Below are 18,483 nucleotides of genomic sequence, written 5' to 3' on the forward strand. Positions count from 1 at the left end.
CTTGGATTCGTGGGTGCCGATTCGTCCGCGTCGCGTCGGCGGTGCGATTTCGCGACGGGGAAAGGCCGCGTCCATTGTCCTCCGACAAGCTGACAATCCGCTGTGCGCGGCTCCGGCGCGCGCCTCCCCGCGCCGTTTCAGCGATGCGGCGAATCGTCGGGCGCATGTCAACGGCGACGTTACAGTGTGTACCGCCCGCACGCCGGACGTCTGTCGAAGAACGGCCGCCCGACCGCCGGCGCAACCGTCACAACGCAACCGTCAATCGAGGAGGACGATCATGGCTTCCGTCGCCGCATGGCAGTGGTTCTATGCGATCCATATCACGAGGGGATGGTTCCCGATCCTGTGCTGGACGCTTGTCGCGATCGGGCTCGCCGTGCTCGTCGCCGCGCAGGCGCAGCGCGGCAGGCGTCGCGTATTGGCGCGCCAGTGCGTCGTCGCGATCGTCTGCGGCCTCGTCGGCGGCGCGGCCGCATGGTTCGTCTCGGACGGCATCGTGCTCTTCGGCGTCGAACTGGGATGGGACGTCATCGTCGCCTGCGCCGTCGGCTTCCTGCTGCTCGGCTTCTTCGTCGCCGCCGCCGTCGGCACGCACGGATGGCGGCGCGTCGTCGCGATCGTCATGGTCCCACTGACGCTGCTCGCCACCGGCGTGCGCGTCAACGCGATCTACGGCGAATACCAGACGATCGGCTCGCTCGTCGACTATTCGCCGTATCCGCACATCTCGACGCTGCACGTCTCGCTCGACACGGTCAGCGTCGACGCATGGGCGAAGCAGGTCGCCTCCGGCGAGGTGACGCCGGAGAAGGAGGGCAGGCTGCTGTCGGTGGACATCCCGAACCCCGCCTCGAAGTTCCGCGCGCGCAAGGGACTCGTGTGGCTGCCACCGGCGGCGCTCGCGAAGCGGCCGCCGAAGCTGCCGGTCATGGTCATGCTCGCCGGGCAGCCGGGCAGCCCGACGCGCTTCTTCACGGCGAGCGACACGATCGACGACCTGACGAAGTACGCGAACGAACACGACGGCCTGGCGCCGATCGTCGTCTCCCCCGACCAGAACACGGCGAGCTCGCGCAACTCGCTGTGCTCGGACACGACGCGCTGGGGTAAGGCCGAGACGTATCTGACGCGCGACGTGCCCGACTGGATCCGCGCGAACCTGCCGGTGAGCCGCGATCCGGCCGACTGGACGATCGGCGGCTTCTCGCAGGGCGGCACCTGCTCGACGCAGCTCGGGCCGAACCACCCGGAGCTCTATGGCAACGTGCTCGCCGTGGACGGCGAGATCGCGCCGACCGACGGCAACGTCGAACAGATGGTCGAAGGCTACTTCGGCGGCGACCGCGCCGCCTACGAGCGGCAGGTGCCCGTCAACGCGCTGCGCGCGCACGCGCCGTCGAAGCAGACGATGGTTCTGGCGGCCGGAGAAAAGGACACGACGTCGGTGGCGAACATCGCTACGATTGGAGATGCGGCCGAACAGGCCGGATGGACGGTTGTCCGGATCAAGGTGAAGGACGCGGGACACGACTGGCGCGCGGTCAACGAGGCCTTCGCCGTCGCGCTGCCGTGGCTGTGCGACCGGATGGGCCTGGACGTCGGCGACATGTCCCGGCACGGGTCGGGCACCGACGAGAGACAACGGGAGGAAAGACGGATGCAGGAGCGTGCGGGAATCGAGGTGCAGCAATGAGCGGACAGACGACGGCCAGACGGCCGCATGACGACGGCGGCGCGGGCGGCCAACTCGGCCGCGACCTGCGCCGGTGGGCACACGAGCAGCGCTTCGCGCTGTGGACGACCTTCGGATTCGTCGTCGTCAACCTGTGCTGGTGGCTGTGGTACGCGGCGCAGCACCGCACGCTGCCGTACGCGTCGATGCATACGACGCTCGGCGCCTTCGACCTCGCGCGGCTTCTGCCGTCGCTCGTGCTCACGCGCAGCGTGTTCCAGCTCATCGTCGAGGCGCTGCTGATCGTGTGCATGCTGTGCATCGCCGAACCGATGATGGGCGTGTGGCGCACCGTCACGGCGAGCCTGTCGAGCGCCGTCATCGGCATCGCGTTCGGCCTGCTGCTGTGCGCAGGATTCAACGCGCTGCTGCAGGACAACGCGATCATCTACCATGTCCCGTTCACATTGTCGCCGCTCGTGCTCGTCGTCGGCGCGCTATTTGCGTCGACGGCCTTCGCCTACCAGCTGTGGCGCCGGCGCATCCTGCTGATCGGCTACACGACGATCCTCGTCGTGCTGCTCTACGGCGGCAACCCCGGCGACTACTGCCTGCTCGTCGCCGCAATCGCCGGCCAGCTCATCGGCCGCGCGATGGCCGGTCCCCCGATCGAGGACGAGGCGTGGCACTGGCAGTACAGCAGCTCGTCCGAGACGCGCCGCATCCTCGGCGCGATCGGCGTCGTGCTCGCCGTCGGCCCGGTCATCGCCGCCACGTCGCGCTCGCACGCCGGCCCGCTCACCGGCCTGGCCTGGGTGCTCAGCCCCGTCTCGGTCAACACCGGCAAGCTCGCCAGCTGCATGCACGGGCAGATCACGAGCGGCTGCTTCCACCAGTACGAGCTGATGCGCGCGAGCATGACCGGCGATCTGCTGCGTTCGGTCCTGCCGCTGCTCGTCATGGTCGCGCTCGCGATCGGCGTCTATCTGGGACGGCGTGCGGCCGCCGTCTGCAGCATCGTCTTCTATCTGGCCTCGAGCGCGATCACCGTCTGCTACTACCTCGTCATGCCCTTCGCGTCCGGTGCCGCCATGCCGTTCTCGGGACGCGCGGTCGAGACCTGCGTCGTCAACACGCTCGTGCCGTTGCTGTACGCCGTCGCGCTCATCGCGAAGCTGCCCGACTTCTCGATCCGCACGAAGGCGCGCCCGCTGCACGTCGGCCTGATCGTGCTCGGCGCGACCCTCGTGCTGTGCGCGGCCGTCTATCTGGTCTTCGGACTGACGCACGCCGCCGACTTCGCGCCGCGTCCGGGGCTGCGGGTACTGCTCGCCGAACTGCCCGGCCGCTTCCTGCCGATCGGCTTCCTGACGAACACGCGGCTGGCCTTCGTGCCGGGCACGGCGCTCGCCTCGGCCGTCTATCAGGGCGTCGGCATCGTGTTCTGGATCGTCTTCGTCGTCGTCGCCTTCGCATGGCTCAACGCGACGATCGACTACGACCGCAAGGCGCATGCGCGCGCCGAGGAGCTCGTCGAGCACGGCGGCGAGTCGATGAGCTTCATGACGACGTGGGAGGGCAACGAATACTGGATCTCGCCGACCGGACGTTCGGCGGTCGCCTACCGCGTGCTCAACCACATCGCGCTGACAACGACCGGCCCCTTCGGCGATTCCGAGGAGTGGATGAGCGACCTCGACGAGTTCGCGCGCTTCTGCCGCGACCATTCGTGGTCGCCGGTGTTCTACGCCGTGCACCGGCCGGCGCGCGACCATCTGGCGCGCCTCGGATGGCATTCGATCATGGTCGGCGACGAGATGGTCATCGACCCGCGGGCCTGGAAGACGACCGGCAAGAAGTGGCAGGACGTGCGCACCGCGATCAACAAGGCGAAGCGCGAAGGCATCACCGACGTGATGGGCACCTACGCGGACGCGCCGTCCGACGTGCAGACGCAGATCCAGGAGATCTCCGAACAGTGGTCGCAGGGCAAGGCGCTGCCCGAGATGAAGTTCACGCTCGGCGGCGTCGAGGAGCTTAAGGACCCGCGCGTGCGCATCCTCTACGCGATCGACGCGGACGGCGTCGTGCAGGCGGTCACGAGCTGGCTGCCGACGTGGCGCGACGGACACATCGCCGGATGGACGCTCGACTTCATGCGCTACCGTTCGGGCAGCTACAACGGCATCATGGAGTTCCTCATCGCGCGCATGGCGCAACGCATGCACGACTGGGACGAGGCGCATCCGGATGAGCCGGTCGACTTCATCTCGCTGTCGGCGGCGCCGCTGACCGGGCTGCACGACGCATCGGAGGCGAAGCCGGACGACGGGGCGAACATCGACGGCACCGTCATGCTCCAGCATTCGCTCGCGCTCGTCGCCGACCTGCTCGAACCCGCCTACGGATTCAAGTCGCTGTACAACTTCAAGAAGAAGTTCCAGCCCTCCGAGCATCCGGTCTACATCTGCTACCCGGATTCGGCGCTGCTGGCGAACCTCGGCATCGCGATCGTGCGCGCCTATCTGCCGACGCTCACGTTCCGCGGCGCCCTCGGCATGCTCTCGAGCTTCAAGCCGAAGAAGGCGGACGACGACACGGACAAGAAGAAGGATGCGGACGCGAAGAAGGATCCGGACTCCGCGCAGCATGATCCTGGCGCACAGGTCGCGCATCAGGATCCACCGAAGCAGGCGTGATGCCCAAGCGGATGTGACGCCGGCGGCGGACATGGAAAGGGCCGCGCACGAACAATCGTGCGCGGCCCTTCGCTCCCTCTAGTCGGCGTCCGTGCCGGTAGTACCGGTATCGGCGGCCTCGGTGTCCCTCCCCTCGCGTTCGCGGCATTCGGCGCACAGGCCGAAGACCTCGAGCGTATGGGATTCGATCGTGAAATCGTAGGTGTCGGCGACCTTCCTCAGCCACTGTTCGCTCGGCGGATCGATCTGGACGGTCCTGCCGCACGACACGCACACGAGGTGGTGATGGTGGCGGTCGTCGCCGCACAGACGGAACAGCTGCTGCCCGTTCATGCGCACCGTGTCCACGAGGCCCTGCTCCTCCATCGCGTTGAGCTGACGGTAGACGGTGGCCAATGCGATGTGCTCGCCGGCCTCCTCGAGTTTCTCGTGCAGCTGACGTGCGGAGACGAAGCCGTCTCCCCCTTTGAGCGATTCGCGGATCACATCCTTCTGCCGTGTGTTGCGCATGCGGTCGCTGTGCTCCTTCCCAAGCGGTGCCCTGACGACGGTGCCGATGCCCGTCCCGTTCACGGACGCCTATGATTCTACCGATGGATCGGGCCGCCGAGTCCCGGCGCCGCGCGATATGCACGGAACGTGCACGTGCGCGGGCGGGAGTCGGCGCCGCCGGTCAGCGATCGGTGATGTCGGCCCAGCAGCCGGTCGCGTCGAGTTCGGCGACGGTGCGTTCCGGGTCGTCGGTCAGGACGGTGATGTGTCCCATCTTGCGGTTGTGCTTCGCCTCGGCCTTGCCGTAGTCGTGCACATGCCATTCGGGATGCTCGGGGATCGCCGCGCGCGTCGGCCCGACATGCTGGCCGAGCACGTTGACCATGACGGCGGCCGGCGTCAGCGCCTGCGGCTGCGCGAGCGGCCAGCCGCAGATGCCGCGCACATGCAGGTCGTACTGGTCGAAGTCGCACGCCTCGATCGTGTAGTGTCCGGAATTGTGCGGGCGCGGCGCGAGCTCGTTGGCGATGAGCGTGCCGTCGGCGCACACGAACAGCTCGATCGCGAGCGTGCCGGCCAGTTCGAAGCCCTGCGCGAGCGCAACGGCCAGTTCGCGGGCGCGCCGTTGCATGTCGGCATCCATCGGCGCCGGCATGATCGTCTTGTGCAGGATGTTGTCGCAGTGGATGTTGCGCACGACCGGGAAGGTCACGTAGTCCTCGCCGTTGCCGGACACGAGGATCGACGCCTCGTAGGCGAAGTCGACGAAGCCCTCGAGGATCGACGGCGGGAAGCCGTCGTCCGACCAGACCCGTTCGAGGTCGTCGGCGTCGTGCAGCACGATCTGGCCGTGGCCGTCGTAGCCGCCTTCGGCCGTCTTGAGCACGGCCGGGTAGCCGATCTTTTCGAGCGCGGCGTCCAGTTCGGCGCGGCTGTTCACCGGCGCCCACGGCGCCGTTGCGATGCCGTGGTCGTTGATGAAGGTCTTCTCGGCGATGCGGTTCTGCGTCACGCGCAGCAGGTCGGTGCCCTGCGGGATCGCGACGCGGTCGCGCACGGCGTCAAGCGCGTCGGCGTCGACGTTCTCGAACTCGTAGGTGAGCACGTCGCTTCGTTCGGCGAGCGCGCGGATCGCGGCCGTGTCGTCGTAGTCGGCGACGATCTGGAAGTCGGCGACCTGCGCGGTCGGGCAGTCCTCGGTCGGGTCGAGCGTGCCGACGCGGAATCCCATGTATTTCGCGGACAGCGCCATCATGCGGCCGAGCTGGCCGCCTCCGACGATGCCGATCGTGGCGCCCGGCATGAGCGTGCTGGCGCTGCCGCCGGTTTCTTCAGACAAGCTTGGCATTGGATTCGTCCACCTTCTCCTTGAGTTCCTCGCGGTAGTCGTCGAGCGCCGTGGCGAGCGCCGCGTCGTTCATCGACAGCATGCTCACGGCGAGCAGGCCGGCGTTCGTCGCTCCCGAGTTGCCGATCGCCGTCGTGGCGACCGGGATGCCGCCGGGCATCTGCACGATCGACAGCAGCGAATCCCAGCCGGAGAGCGCGTGCGACTGCACCGGCACGCCGATGACCGGCAGCGTCGTCTGCGCGGCGACCATGCCCGGCAGATGCGCCGCGCCGCCTGCGCCGGCGATGATGACCTTGATGCCGTTGGCGCGCGCCGCATGCGCGAACTCGCCCATGAGTTCGGGTGTGCGATGCGCGGAGATCACCTGCTTGAGATACGGGACGCCGAATCGGTCGAGCATCTCGCAGGCGTGCTTCATCGTCTCCCAATCGCTGGCCGATCCCATGATCACGGCCACTTCGGGCTTGCTGGCTGTCATTGTTACCTCCGCAATGATGTGGACGGGTGGTTTGCTGCGTGTTCCACTGTACGCCGACCCGGCGCACACGGCGTTCCACAGGGCCTGCGCCGTCTCACATCGCGGTGGGCGCGGCGGATATCGCAGCCGCGACGTCCGTGCGTCGCATATGCCGCGCGCGGACGTCGTCGCGGACGTCGTCGCGCCCGTCGTCTCACGCCGTGCGCAGCAGCGTGCGGATGCGCGCGACGATCGCATCGGACGTCATCCCGTAGCGCGAGTCGAGTTCGGCGAGCGGCGTGCGGTCGGTGAACTCCTTGTCGGCGCCGAAGTTGAGCACCCGCACGTCCGCGTCGGGCAGCATGTTCGCGTAGAACGCCGTGACCTTCTCGCCCCAGCCGCCTTCGAGCTGCGCGTCCTCGAGCGTGACGACGACGCGGTGGCGCGACGCGAGCGCCGTGAGCGTACGCTCGTCGAGCGTCGAGAACTGCAGCGGATCGATCAGCGTCGCGTCGACGTGCTCGCCGGCGGCGCCGTCGGCGAGCATGTCGACGACGGCCTTCGCCGTCGGGTACGCGTTGCCGAGTCCGAGCACGGCCACGTCGTGCCCGTCGTGTGCGATGCGGTAGCCGCTCCACGGCTCGTCCGCGTCGGTGCGCTGAGGCTCGGCCGTCGCCTCGGCGTCGAGCGTCCCGGCGCGCTCGGCGTCGAGGATCGCCTCGCCGGGCACGCGGATCAGCGTCGGCGCCGTGTTCGCCTGCGACGTCGCCCACGCGAGCATGTCGAGGAACATCCGCCGCGACGTCGGCGCAAGGCAGCGCAGTCCCGGGATGTTGCCGAACATCGTGATGTCGAAGGCGCCCGAATGCGTGTTGTCGGCGTCGGAGATGCCGCCGCCGAAGGACAGCAATGTCACCGGCGCGCCGTTGATCGCGACCTCCTGCTGCAGCTGGTCGAAGGCGCGCTGGAAGAACGTCGCCGACGTGGCGACGACTGGCCGTCCGCCAGCCTTCGCGACGCCGGCCGCGAACGCGACCGCATGCTCCTCGGTGATGCCGGTGTCCACGTAGTGTGCGCCGGCGTGCGCGCGGAACTCCTGCGTGATGCCGTTCGATCCGGGCGTCGCCGGCGAGACGACGACGAGTCCCGGCTCGTCGCCGAAGCGCCGTTCGAGCGCCTCCATCGCGAGCCGTCCGTAGTATTTGCGCGCACCGAGCGGTTTGCCGGCGTCGCGCATCGGCGACTGCCAGTGGTTGGCCTCGCAGCGGCCCGCCGTCAGGCCGTGCGCGGCGTCCTCGGCGTCCATGCCGAGGCCTTTCGTCGTATGGATGTGCAGCACGATCGGATGGTCGATGTCCTTGACGTCCTCGAAGGCGCGCACGAGCGCGTGCACGTCGTTGCCGTCCCCGACGTAGCGGTAGTCGAGACCGAACGCGCGGAACAGGTTCGTGGCGCAGCGGCCGCGCGAGGAGCGCATCTCGGCGAGCGTCGCGTACATGCCGCCGTGGTTCTCGGCGATCGACATCTCGTTGTCGTTGAACATGATGATCAGGTTGCCGCCCTGCTCGGCGGCGTTGTTGAGCCCTTCGAAGGCGATGCCGGAGCTCAGCGCGCCGTCGCCGATGACGGCGACGACGTTGTTCGTCTGCGGCGTGCGCCCCTCCGCGCGCTGCATGTCGCGCTCCTTCGCCAGGCCGCAGGCGAGCGATATCGACGTGCCGGTGTGCCCCAGCACGAACAGGTCGTGCTCGCTCTCGTCGGGGTTCGTGAAGCCGCTCACCGTGTCGAACAGCGCGGGGTCGCGGAACGCCTGCGCGCGGCCCGTCAGCATCTTGTGCACATAGCTCTGGTGGGAGACGTCGAAGACGATCTTGTCGAACGGAGACTCGAAGACGCGGTGCAGCGCGACGGTCGCCTCCACAAGGCCCAGGTTCGAGCCGATATGGCCGCCGTGACGTTTGCCGAAATCGACGAGCGTGCCGCGGATCTGCGCACACAGGGCATCCAGTTCGCCCGCGCTGAGCCTCTTGACGTCCGCGGGTGCATGCATGTTCGCCAGAATGTCGCCGGTCATGAGTCTGATCAGATCCTTACGGTCGCGTTCTAAGGACGCGGATGCGCGCCCCGGGAACCATATTATAGTGTGCCGGCCTCGAGGCGGTCCGCGCCGCGTTAGAATGGCGGATGGCGGGTGGACGACGTGGCCGCCCGAACGGACGTAAGGAGCCGCGATGAGGGCCGTATACGCACAGAGCATCAATCCGGAACAGCCGTTGGAGGCGCTCGCGGTGGGCGAACTGCCGACGCCGAGGCTGCCATACGGATGGACGCGCATCAGGACGCGCGCCGTCTCGGTCAACCATCACGACATCTGGTCGCTTCGCGGCGTGGGTCTCTTGGCGGACATGACGCCGATGATCCTCGGCACCGACGTGTGCGGCGTGCTCGAGGAGGAACCCGAGGGACGCACCGGGCTCAAGGCCGGCGACGAGGTCGTCGCATACACGGTCATCGGCGCCGACGGCGCGGGTGTGCCGGCCGGCGAGCACCGCACGATCCTGTCGGAGCGGTATCCGGGCACGATGGCCGACGAAACGCAGGTGCCGGCGGCGAATCTGTTCGCGAAGCCGGCGAACTGCACGATTGAGGAGGCGGCGGCGCTCGGCACGAGCTGGCTGACCGCGTATTCGATGCTGTTCTCGCGCGAGCACGGCGCGCAGGTGCAGCCCGGCGACAGCGTGCTCGTCCAGGGCGCGGGCGGCGGCGTGGCGAGCGCGGCGATCCAGCTCGCGCACGCGGCCGGGCTCGAGGTCTTCGTCACGTCGCGCAGTTCCGACAAGCTCGAGGCGGCGCGGCGTATCGGCGCGGATGCCGCCGTGGCCACCGGCGAACGGCTGCCGCACAAGGTGGACGCCGTGCTCGACTCGGTCGGTTCGGACACATGGAGCCATTCGATCCGTTCGGTGCGTCCCGGCGGAGTCGTCGTCACCTGCGGTGCGACGAGCGGCGACCAGCCGGGCGCCGAGCTGACGCGCGTGTTCTTCCAGGACATCCGCATCCAGGGCAACACGATGGGTTCGCGCGACGATTTCGCGCGGATGCTGCGCTTCGTCGAGCACACGAACCTGCATCCGATCATCGACGCGACCTATCCGGTCGACTACGCGAGGGACGCCTTCGCCCGCGTCCTGTCCACCGACCTCTTCGGCAAAGTCGTGCTCACGTTCTAGTCCCGGCGCGGCGCAGTGTCCTGGATTGCGTATGCGTGCGCAATCCAGGACACCTACCAGCTCCACAGCGTCCCGGATTGCGCACGCATACGCCAGCCGTGTCATCTACGGGCCTCCCGGTGTCCCGCACAGCGCACGCATACGCCCCACAGGACGCCCACCAGCTCCCCACCGTCCTGGATTGCGCACGCATACGCGGTCCGGGACAATAAATATGCTTTCCCTATGCATATGCAACAGGGATGGCGCGGACGCCATCCCTGATCGTGACCCCGGACGGGCTCGAACCGTCGACCTTGAGATTAGAAGTCACATGCTCTATCCAGCTGAGCTACGGGGCCAAACTTGAACCAGTATAGCGCATCCCACGGCACGACGCCGTACATAAGCCTTCATCGGCCACATTCCGTCCCGTTTCGTCTGCCCCATCGATGAACCGGGACGCACCAGACCGGCTTACGGGACAACCCGTCGACGCCGCCGACGGAACGGGACGCAAGCAGGCGCCGTCCAACCGCACGAATCCGTCCAGCACCGGAACCCGTCCAACCGCACAAGTCCACCCTATGCCGGCACACGCCAAGCGCGCCTGCGCAACGGCCGACACGCGCCCAAAACGCGGCCGCGCTATTCGATGATCAGCGCGAGCAGGTACAGCAGCAGCAGGAACAGCACGCTCACGGCCGTGTACATGGCCAGATAGCGGCTCTTCTTATGCGGATAGGCACGCGCGTAGTTCTTGTAGGTGATCAGCGACGCCATCGAGGCGATGAGCGTGCCCATGCCACCGATGTTTGTGCCGATGATGAGCGGCACCCACTGGTCGCAGAATCCGGACAGCAGCAGCGAGGTCGGCACGTTGCTGATGACCTGGCTGGAGATGATCGACACCTCGAGCGGATGCTGCCCGACGAAGGCCTGCGCGATCGCGCAGAACTCCGGCACGCGCTTCATGTTGCCGATGAAGATGAAGAACATGATGAACGTCAGCGGCAGTCCCCAGTCGGCGTGCAGGAAGGACCTGCGGTCGCAGACGAGCATCGCGACGACGGTCACGACGCACATCACCCATAGCGGGATGAGGTCGCTGACCGTGAGCACGCACACGAGAAACACGGCCGTGTACACGATCGCGCGCCATCCGCCGTAGCCGGCGCCGTAGCCGGTGACCTTGATCTCGTCCGGCTGCGCGCGCGAGGCGTCCGGCGCGAGCACGCGGCGTTCGATGCCTTTGCTGTCCATGCCTTCGAACTCGGTGATCTTGCGTCCGCGGAACACGACCGCCGTGACGATGACGAGCAGCACGGCCGACAGCGCCGAATACGGCGCCATGATCTCGAGGAAGCGTCCGGTGCTGATGCTCGTGAGCGCCTTGAAGTACAGGTTGTGCGCGTTGCCGATCGGCGTGAGCATGCTGCCGGTGTTCGCAGCGACCGTCATCAGCGCGCACACGATGATCGCCTTGTCCTCCATGCGCGCCATCGTGAGCACGGCCAGGCCGAAGGGGACGAAGGTGAGCAATGCGACGTCGTTCGTGATGAACATCGACGAGATGAACGTCAGCGACAACAACGTGAGCACGAGGCCGCGCGCCGTGTGCACGCGCCGCAGCAGCGACGCGCCGATGATCCTGAACACGCCGATGCGTTGGAACCCGGCGACGACGAGCATCAGGCAGATGAGCTGCGCGATCGTGCTCACGTGCACGTATCCGCCGTATTGCCCGTCCGGCGGCACGATGAAGCATGAAATCAACGCGAGTATGGACGCGACGATCAATATGGTCTCGCTGCGCATGAACGTGAGCACCCGTTGCCGCATTCATCCTCCAGAACGCACTTGCAAAAACAGGTCTATCCTACACGAAATCGCGCCGTTGCAACGATTCGGCGTGGTGTATCGCCGACCGTTCGCGCGCATCTCGCCCGCAATCTGTTGCAATCATTGCGTTCGCGCGCCGACATTTTCATGCATGGACGGCCGGCTGCGGCGGCGGCGCATCGTTAATTCGCCGAAATGACTAAATACGTCGCCTTCCGCGCCTCCCGACGCCGCAGGCGACACGGTCGGCGGCGGACGACGTGGACGACGTGGACGACGTGAACGACGTAAGCAACGCGGACGACGCGGACGACGCAGGTGACGTCGACCGTCGCCCGCTCTGCCCGCCGCCGCGCGCGATGACGCGGCACCCGCCGGCGCTCACCCGCCGAAGATGCTCGTCTTGAGTTCCTTGCGTGCCGTCTCGAGGCGCTGCAGCACGCCGAGCAGCTCGATCTGCTGCTTCGAGTCCTGCACATGCGCGATGCGGTGCTTCGTCTGCTCGATCGTGCGCATGTAGCCGGCGTCGAGCAGCTTCGCGAGCAGCTGGTTCGCGTACTGCCGTTCCGCCTGCGTGGCTTCGCGCAGCGGCTGCATGACGACGCCGGCGCTGCCGTTCGCGTCCTGCTCGCGCTGCACGGCGCCCTCGTCGAAGCGCAACGGCAGCGGCATGACCGCGAGTTCGTTGATGACCTGTCCGAGCATCGGGCCGCCCGCATCGATCAGATGCTCGAACCACTGCTGCTGCGTCGCCGAATCCGGCGGCAGCCCGCCCGCCACGTCGACGGCCTGGTACAGCGTCTGGAACACCGGCGTCTGGAAGCAGTGCACGTTGAGCCCGCGGAACAGTTCGGCGTTGACGGCGCGCGGGATCTGGATCAGCGTCGCCATGAACTGCTGCTCGCAGATGAACACCGGGTCGGGCACGCGGTAGAAGGTCTGCCTCTCGGCGTTCGCCTGCTCGATGAGACGCACCTGCACGGCCGTCGGCTCGCTCTGACGTTCGCTTTCGCCGGCGCGTGGGTAGCGGCTGCGGCGCGGCGCGTACGCGTCCTCGTCACGCACATGCAGCGCCTTGCGCGCCGCGATGACCTCGCGCCGCATGACGTCGAGGTCGACACCGATCGCGCGCGCCTCCTTGCGGGCGTACAGATCCCACAGCGAACGGTCGCGGATCTGCGCGATGAGCGGCGCCGTCGCCTTGACGGCGCCCATCTGTCCGGTCGTGTACGAGGTGTCGAAGCGGTTGACGGCGGCGCCGAGCACGAAGTCGTACAGCGGTTTCGCGTTCTCGACGAGCGCGCGCAGCGCGTCGTCGCCGTGTCGGATGCGCAGGTCGCAGGGGTCGAGGTTGTCCTCGGCGACGGCGACGAAGGTCTGCGACAGGAACGCCGTGTCGAGTCCGAACGCGTGCAGCGCCGCCTTTTGTCCGGCGGCGTCGCCGTCGAACGTGAAGACGATGCGCGAGCTGAGCGCCTGCCCTTCGACGTTGAGCGGCCCGACGAGCTGCACGGCGCCGAGCGAGTCGTCGTGGATGAGGCGGCGCACGATCTTCGCGTGCTCCTCGCCGAACGCGGTGCCGCAGGTGGCCACGGCCGTGTCGATGCCGGCCAGATGCATCGCCATGACGTCGGTGTAGCCTTCGACGATGACGACCTGCCGTTTCTTGACGATCGCGTCCTTGGCGAGGTCGATGCCGTAGAGCACCTGGTTCTTGTGGTAGAGCTGCGTGTCCGGCGTGTTGATGTACTTCGCGCCGATCTGGTCGTCGTCGTACAGCTTGCGCGCGCCGAAGCCGAGCGTGCGTCCGGTCGAATCGCGGATCGGCCATGTGGCGCGTCCGCGGAAGTAGTCGTAGACGCCGCGCTGCCCCTGACGTGCAAGCCCGGCGTCGAGCATCTCCTGCTGCGTGTAGCCCTTGCCGGACAGATGGCGCACGAGATTGTCCCAGCCCTGCGGCGCGTAGCCGCAGCCGAAACGCGCGCAGTCCTCGCGGCTGAAGTCGCGTCCGCCGAGCAGCTGGCGCGCCGGCAGCGCCTCCTGTGTCGTCAGCTGCTCGACGAAGAAACGCTGCGCCTCCTCGTTCATCTCGAGCAGCCTCGTGCGCTTCGACCCTTTGCGCGCGTTGTCGGATCCGCGCCCCTGTTCACGGTGCAATTCGATGTGGTATTTGTCTGCGAGCAGTTCGACGGCGTCGGGGAAGTCGAGGTTCTCCCGTTCCTGCACATAGCCGAAGACATCGCCTGAGCGTCCGCAGCCGAAGCAGTGCCACAGGCCCATCGACGGACGCACATAGAAGCTCGGCGTCTTCTCGTCATGGAACGGGCACAGGCCGGAGAACGAACCCGTGCCCGCCGGTTTGAGCGACACGCTCGCGGACACGATGTCGTACAGATCGGCTGCGTTCCTTACCTTGTCTATGTCCTCTTGCCTGATCAGACCCGCCATGAGCCAACATCATATCAGCCGACCGTCATCGTCCCGCCGATATGCACCGATGCTTCACGAACGCATGTCTCACGAACGCATGTCTCACGAGCACAGCAGCGTGTGCATCGTCATCGCCGACGCGTCGGTCAGGCTCGCGACCTGGTCGATCGCGACGCGCAGCCGCGCGCCGTCATCGCCCGCCTCCATCCAGTCCTCCCAGAACACGCGCTCCAACGCGAAGGGCGGCGTCGAGGAATCGTCCATGATCACGGCGACGAGGTCGGTCACGATCCGCTGCTCGTCCTCCTGCATCGGCGAATGGTCGCGCGGCTCCATCAGATAGTGCACGGCGATGCCCTTGAGCACGAGGATCTCGTAGCGCGTCGCTTCGGGCACGGCGAGCGCGCCCATGTACCGCGTCAATGCGCCGGGTCCGTGGATCGCGCGCATCGTCTCCTCGACGCTCAGCGCGAACCTGCCGATGAGCATGCTCGTGACGTTCTTGAGCTGCGCGAGCGCGCGCCGCGAGCCGTCGAAGGCCTCCGGGAACGCGCCGACCGCGCGCAGCCTGCCGAAGGCGCGCACGAGCATGTCGGGGTCCCACTGCGGCCCGTACCATGCGATGATCTCTCGCACAATCGCGTCGAGCGTCGCCGGGCGCTTCAGTTCGCCCAGGTCGGCGGCGCCGGTCGCGACGGCGTCCTCGAAGTCGTGCACGCTGTACGCGATGTCGTCGGCGAGGTCCATGACCTGCCCCTCGAGCGGCACCGTCTCCGGCGGCGCGCCCTCCTTGAGCCATCGGAAGACGTCGACATCGTCCGGGTAGACGCCGAACTTGCGTCCGCGCTCGCCTTTCGGATGCGCGTCGGCGCGCGCATAGTCCCACGGGTATTTGACGGACGCGTCGAGGCATGCGCGCGTGAGGTTGACGCCCGCCGGGCGCCCCGCGTCGCGGAATATCTTCGGTTCGAGCCTGGTGAGCAGGCGGAAGGTCTGCGCGTTGCCTTCGAATCCGCCGATGTCCTTCGCGAGCGCGGCGAGCGCGTGCTCGCCGTTGTGTCCGAACGGCGGGTGTCCGAGGTCGTGCGCGAGGCATGCGCAGTCGACGACGTCGGGGTCGCAGCCGAGCATCCGCGCGATCTGCCGGCCAATCTGCGCGACCTCGAGCGTGTGCGTCAGGCGCGTGCGCGCGAAGTCGTCGGTGCCGGCGACGAGGATCTGGCTTTTCGCGCCGAGCCTGCGCAGCGCCGACGAGTGGATGAGTCGCGCGCGGTCGCGTTCGAACGGCGTGCGGCGTCCCGATTTCGGCGACTCGGCTACCCATCGTTCGGCGTCGTGCGCCGTGTAGCCGTCCGGCGTCGGTTCGCCGGCTGTCGTCGTCTCGTCCATCGGCAATCCACCCCCTCGTGTGCGGCGCGCGGCGCGGCGGCCCGCGCGTTACAGGATGCTCGCGGGGTCGAGTCTACTCAGGTCGTCGGCGTCGAGCACGTCGGTCGCGTGTTCGTACAGCCGCGGGATGCGGTTGCGCAGGCACGTGAAGATCTCGTAGCTGATCGTGTCGGCGGCGCGCGCCCAGTCGTCGGCGGTCGGCTCGCAGTACCGCTCGCCGCGGCCGGGGCCGAACAGTGCGACGGTGTCGCCGATCGAGACGCCGAGGTCGTCGGCCATGCCGTGCAGGTCGATGATGAACTGGTCCATGCAGACGCGGCCGCTGACGCGCATGAGGCGGGGGCCGTCCTTCGTCATGACGCGCACCGGGCCGCCGGGCATCGTGCGGCCGCGCTCGCCGAGCGCGCCGAGCGTGTCGGCGCCGGAGGCGGAGCGGTGGATGCCGTCGGCGTAGCCGACCGGTACGATCGCGACGCTCGTGCGGTCCTCGGTCAGGTAGATGCGGCCGTAGGACAGGCCGCTGTGCGCGTCGACGTCCTTGACCGAGCTCAGCTGCGCCTGCAGCGTCATCGCCGGTTTGAGCCCGTAGCGTTCCGGGCTGCCCATGTCCGGGTCGGCTTCGTAGCCGTACAGGCCGACGCCGGGGCGCACGAGGTCGTAGTGGATCTGCGGTCGGCTCAACGTGGCCGCCGTGTTCGCCAGATGGCGGATCCGCGGTTCGATGCCGGCGTCGGCGAGGCGTGCCGTGAACTCCTCGAAGCGCGCGATCTGCGCTTCGGTCTGTTCGACGAAGTCGGCGTTGCTCGGGGCGTCGGCGACGGCGAGGTGGCTCCACTGGCCGACAATGTCGAGGACGCCTTCGTCGCGCAATGCGACGAGCGAGCCGGTCGCCTCGTGCAGGTTCTCGAAGGTGAAGCCGTTGCGGCCGAAGCCGGTGTCGACCTTGATGTGCACATGGGCGGGGCGTCCGGCCTCGCGCGCGGCGGCGGCGATGTGCTCGAGCGCCGTCGTCGTGGCCACCGACAGGTCGATGTCCGCGTCGATGAGTTCGCGGTACGGCGCCTCGAGCGGGTTGTTCACCCAGGTGAGGATGCGCGCGCGGTCGGGGCCGATGCCGGCGCGGCGCAGCAGCAGCGCCTCGCGCGCCTGCGCGGTGCCGAGCCAGGTGGCGCCGCCGGCGAGCGCGGCGAGCGCCGTCGGGATCAGGCCGTGGCCGTAGGCGTCGGCCTTGACGACTCCCATCACCGCCGTTGCACCCCCTTCGCGGTTCACGACGTCGACGAGGTGGCGCATGTTGTCGCGGATGGCGGCGAGGTCCACGATCGCCTGCGCCGGGTAGTGGCGGCGTGCGGCCCAGTAGTTGGCTTCGCCCTGGGGCGAGGAGAAATGCGGTTCGGCAAGTGCTTGTGCGGTCATACCCGGTATTGTCGCGCACCGCTGTGACGTCGGCGGGGACGGCGGTTCATCGTGTGCGCGGCCCCGCCGGCACACGCGACGGGCGGATATGGTGGCGTGCGGAATAAGCGTGTTGGATGTGCGGCGGGATGCGCCGCACGCTCACCACTCGTGCCGCTGGTAGGCGATGCGCGTCGTGTCCTCGTCGCGGTCGAGCAGCTGGATCAGGCCGCAGCGCGCGAAGCCGCAGGTCTCGAGCACATGCTGCATCGCCTTGTTGTTCGGATGCGTGTCGACGCGCACGTTGCCGTAGTGCTTGAGGCACCATTCGATGCAGTCGCGCGCCGCGTGGCGCACGAGGCCGCTCGATGCGATCCGGTGGATCGTCACATAGGAGGAGTTGTCGAGCCACGCGCCGTTGATCTTCACGTAGGTCGGGTCGATGCCCGGGCAGACGGCGAACTGCGCGAGGATGCGCTCATGGCCGCCGACCGTGTCGACGAGCAGCATCGTGCGGTGGTTGGCGATGTCGTCCCTGACCACCTCGGGCCGCGGGAACGTGTGGCCCCACTGCGTCGGGTTGCCGTTGCGCGCCATCAGTTCGCGCGCGCGGGCGTAGTTGCGTTCGATCTGCGGATAGTCCTTCATCGTCGCGTGGCGGAACCGCCGTGTCGATGCGCTGGCCATTGCCTCTTGTGCCTCTTCCTTGTTGTCGATGCCGTGTCCGTCCGTGCCGCCACGGCGCGCGGCGGCACGGACGACCGCCTGCGGACGGACGATGTGACGACGGTTGATTCCGACGATTGATGCAGATGATGCTGCGGTTCAGACGATCCTGCGCTCGAAGGGGTCGGAGCTGATGCCCTTCGCGAGGATGTCCCTCGCCCACTCCTTCGCCGTGAACAGGCTGTGGTCGCGGTAGTTGCCGCAACTTTCGATCGTCGTGGCCGGCACGTCGTCCCACGTCGCCTCGTTCGCGATGAACTCGAGCGACTCCTTGAGCGCCTTCGCGACGTCCTCGGTCGAATGCTCGCCCCAGGTGAGCAGATGGAAGCCGGTGCGGCAGCCGAACGGCGAGCAGTCGATGTAGCCGGGGATGCGTTCGCGCAGCAGCACGGCGATCGTGTGCTCGATCGTGTGCAGGCCGCCGGTCGGGATCGCGTTCTCGTTCGGCTGGACGAGACGCAGGTCGTAGTTCGAGATGACGTCGCCGTTCGGTCCGGTCTGCGTGTCGATGTAACGCACGTACGGCGCCTTGACCTTCGTGTGGTCGAGCTGGAAGCTTTCGACGACCGGCTTGTCCTGCTGCTCCTGTGCCATGGTCTCCTCTTTCGTTTCGTCGTTGTTCGTCATGCCGTTTGACCGTCGCGCCCCGGCGGATCCATGTCGCCTGGACGGCACGATGCGGGACGCCGTGCGGATGGTACTTGCCACCTTGTGATGGCGTCCGGGACGCCGGGCGGACATCATGCCGAAGCCGTCCGGGCGCATGCCAACCCACAGTGTATCGCCGCGAGTGTATCAGCGCGCAGGCGCGCCGGCGC

General features: G+C 67.7%; 13 protein-coding genes and 1 tRNA gene. 3 read left to right on the forward strand and 11 right to left on the reverse strand.

All coding sequences use genetic code 11. The features are described from left to right. Positions 1 to 280: 280 nt before the first annotated feature. Together BCHO_RS00475 and BCHO_RS00480 are read left to right on the forward strand one after the other, a co-directional pair. Positions 281 to 1,696 carry an alpha/beta hydrolase gene (locus BCHO_RS00475; protein ID WP_024540739.1) on the forward strand — a complete coding sequence of 472 codons (1,416 nt, stop codon included), beginning with the start codon at positions 281 to 283 and terminating at the stop codon, positions 1,694 to 1,696. Next, entirely contained in the window at positions 1,693 to 4,374 is a 2,682-nt protein-coding gene (locus tag BCHO_RS00480; protein WP_024540738.1) for a bifunctional lysylphosphatidylglycerol flippase/synthetase MprF, read from the forward strand. Before BCHO_RS00475 ends, BCHO_RS00480 begins: the two co-directional genes overlap by 4 nt. Positions 4,375 to 4,452: 78 nt before the next feature. Here the strand turns inward: BCHO_RS00480 and BCHO_RS00485 are convergent, their stop codons facing one another. The 4 genes from BCHO_RS00485 to BCHO_RS00500 all read right to left on the reverse strand — a co-directional run bounded on the left by BCHO_RS00485 (position 4,453) and on the right by BCHO_RS00500 (position 8,748). After that, entirely contained in the window at positions 4,453 to 4,884 is a 432-nt protein-coding gene (locus BCHO_RS00485) for a Fur family transcriptional regulator (RefSeq protein WP_024540737.1), read from the reverse strand. Between the two features lie 163 nt (positions 4,885 to 5,047). Next, on the reverse strand, positions 5,048 to 6,214 hold the full coding sequence (purK, locus tag BCHO_RS00490; protein WP_024540736.1) for a 5-(carboxyamino)imidazole ribonucleotide synthase: 1,167 nt from the start codon (positions 6,212 to 6,214) through the stop codon (positions 5,048 to 5,050). Next, complete coding sequence (gene purE, locus BCHO_RS00495; protein WP_024540735.1) at positions 6,198 to 6,695, reverse strand: 5-(carboxyamino)imidazole ribonucleotide mutase; 498 nt, start codon at positions 6,693 to 6,695, stop codon at positions 6,198 to 6,200. The genes purK and purE overlap by 17 nt, the downstream gene beginning before the upstream one ends. A 193-nt stretch (positions 6,696 to 6,888) precedes the next feature. Continuing rightward, positions 6,889 to 8,748, reverse strand: a complete 1,860-nt coding sequence (locus BCHO_RS00500) for a 1-deoxy-D-xylulose-5-phosphate synthase (RefSeq protein ID WP_024540734.1) — start codon at positions 8,746 to 8,748, stop codon at positions 6,889 to 6,891. Positions 8,749 to 8,905: 157 nt separating this feature from the next. Here BCHO_RS00500 and BCHO_RS00505 point away from each other — a divergent pair, with 157 nt between their 5' ends. Continuing rightward, positions 8,906 to 9,904, forward strand: coding sequence for a zinc-binding dehydrogenase (locus tag BCHO_RS00505; protein WP_024540733.1), 999 nt, complete (start codon positions 8,906 to 8,908; stop codon positions 9,902 to 9,904). Between the two features lie 267 nt (positions 9,905 to 10,171). Here the strand turns inward: BCHO_RS00505 and BCHO_RS00510 are convergent. The 7 genes from BCHO_RS00510 to BCHO_RS00540 form a co-directional block, all read right to left on the reverse strand. Beyond that, positions 10,172 to 10,245, reverse strand: a tRNA-Arg gene (locus BCHO_RS00510). Between the two features lie 286 nt (positions 10,246 to 10,531). Beyond that, positions 10,532 to 11,725, reverse strand: a complete 1,194-nt coding sequence (locus BCHO_RS00515) for an SLC13 family permease (protein WP_024540732.1) — start codon at positions 11,723 to 11,725, stop codon at positions 10,532 to 10,534. A 381-nt stretch (positions 11,726 to 12,106) separates the two neighbouring features. Continuing rightward, positions 12,107 to 14,173 carry a DNA primase gene (dnaG, locus tag BCHO_RS00520; protein ID WP_029675394.1) on the reverse strand — a complete coding sequence of 689 codons (2,067 nt, stop codon included), beginning with the start codon at positions 14,171 to 14,173 and terminating at the stop codon, positions 12,107 to 12,109. An 84-nt stretch (positions 14,174 to 14,257) separates the two neighbouring features. Then, the gene (locus BCHO_RS00525) at positions 14,258 to 15,544 is read right to left on the reverse strand and encodes a deoxyguanosinetriphosphate triphosphohydrolase (RefSeq protein WP_024540731.1); all 1,287 of its coding nucleotides are present in this window, start codon (positions 15,542 to 15,544) and stop codon (positions 14,258 to 14,260) included. Positions 15,545 to 15,592: 48 nt separating this feature from the next. Beyond that, on the reverse strand, positions 15,593 to 16,960 hold the full coding sequence (gene alr / locus BCHO_RS00530; RefSeq protein WP_024540730.1) for an alanine racemase: 1,368 nt from the start codon (positions 16,958 to 16,960) through the stop codon (positions 15,593 to 15,595). A 141-nt stretch (positions 16,961 to 17,101) separates the two neighbouring features. Continuing rightward, positions 17,102 to 17,626, reverse strand: coding sequence for a GNAT family N-acetyltransferase (locus BCHO_RS00535; RefSeq protein ID WP_024540729.1), 525 nt, complete (start codon positions 17,624 to 17,626; stop codon positions 17,102 to 17,104). A 138-nt stretch (positions 17,627 to 17,764) separates the two neighbouring features. After that, entirely contained in the window at positions 17,765 to 18,259 is a 495-nt protein-coding gene (locus BCHO_RS00540; protein ID WP_024540728.1) for an S-ribosylhomocysteine lyase, read from the reverse strand. Positions 18,260 to 18,483 lie beyond the last annotated feature (224 nt).

Origin of the sequence: Bifidobacterium choerinum (assembly GCF_000741135.1) — a bacterium.
Lineage (GTDB): Bacteria > Actinomycetota > Actinomycetes > Actinomycetales > Bifidobacteriaceae > Bifidobacterium > Bifidobacterium choerinum.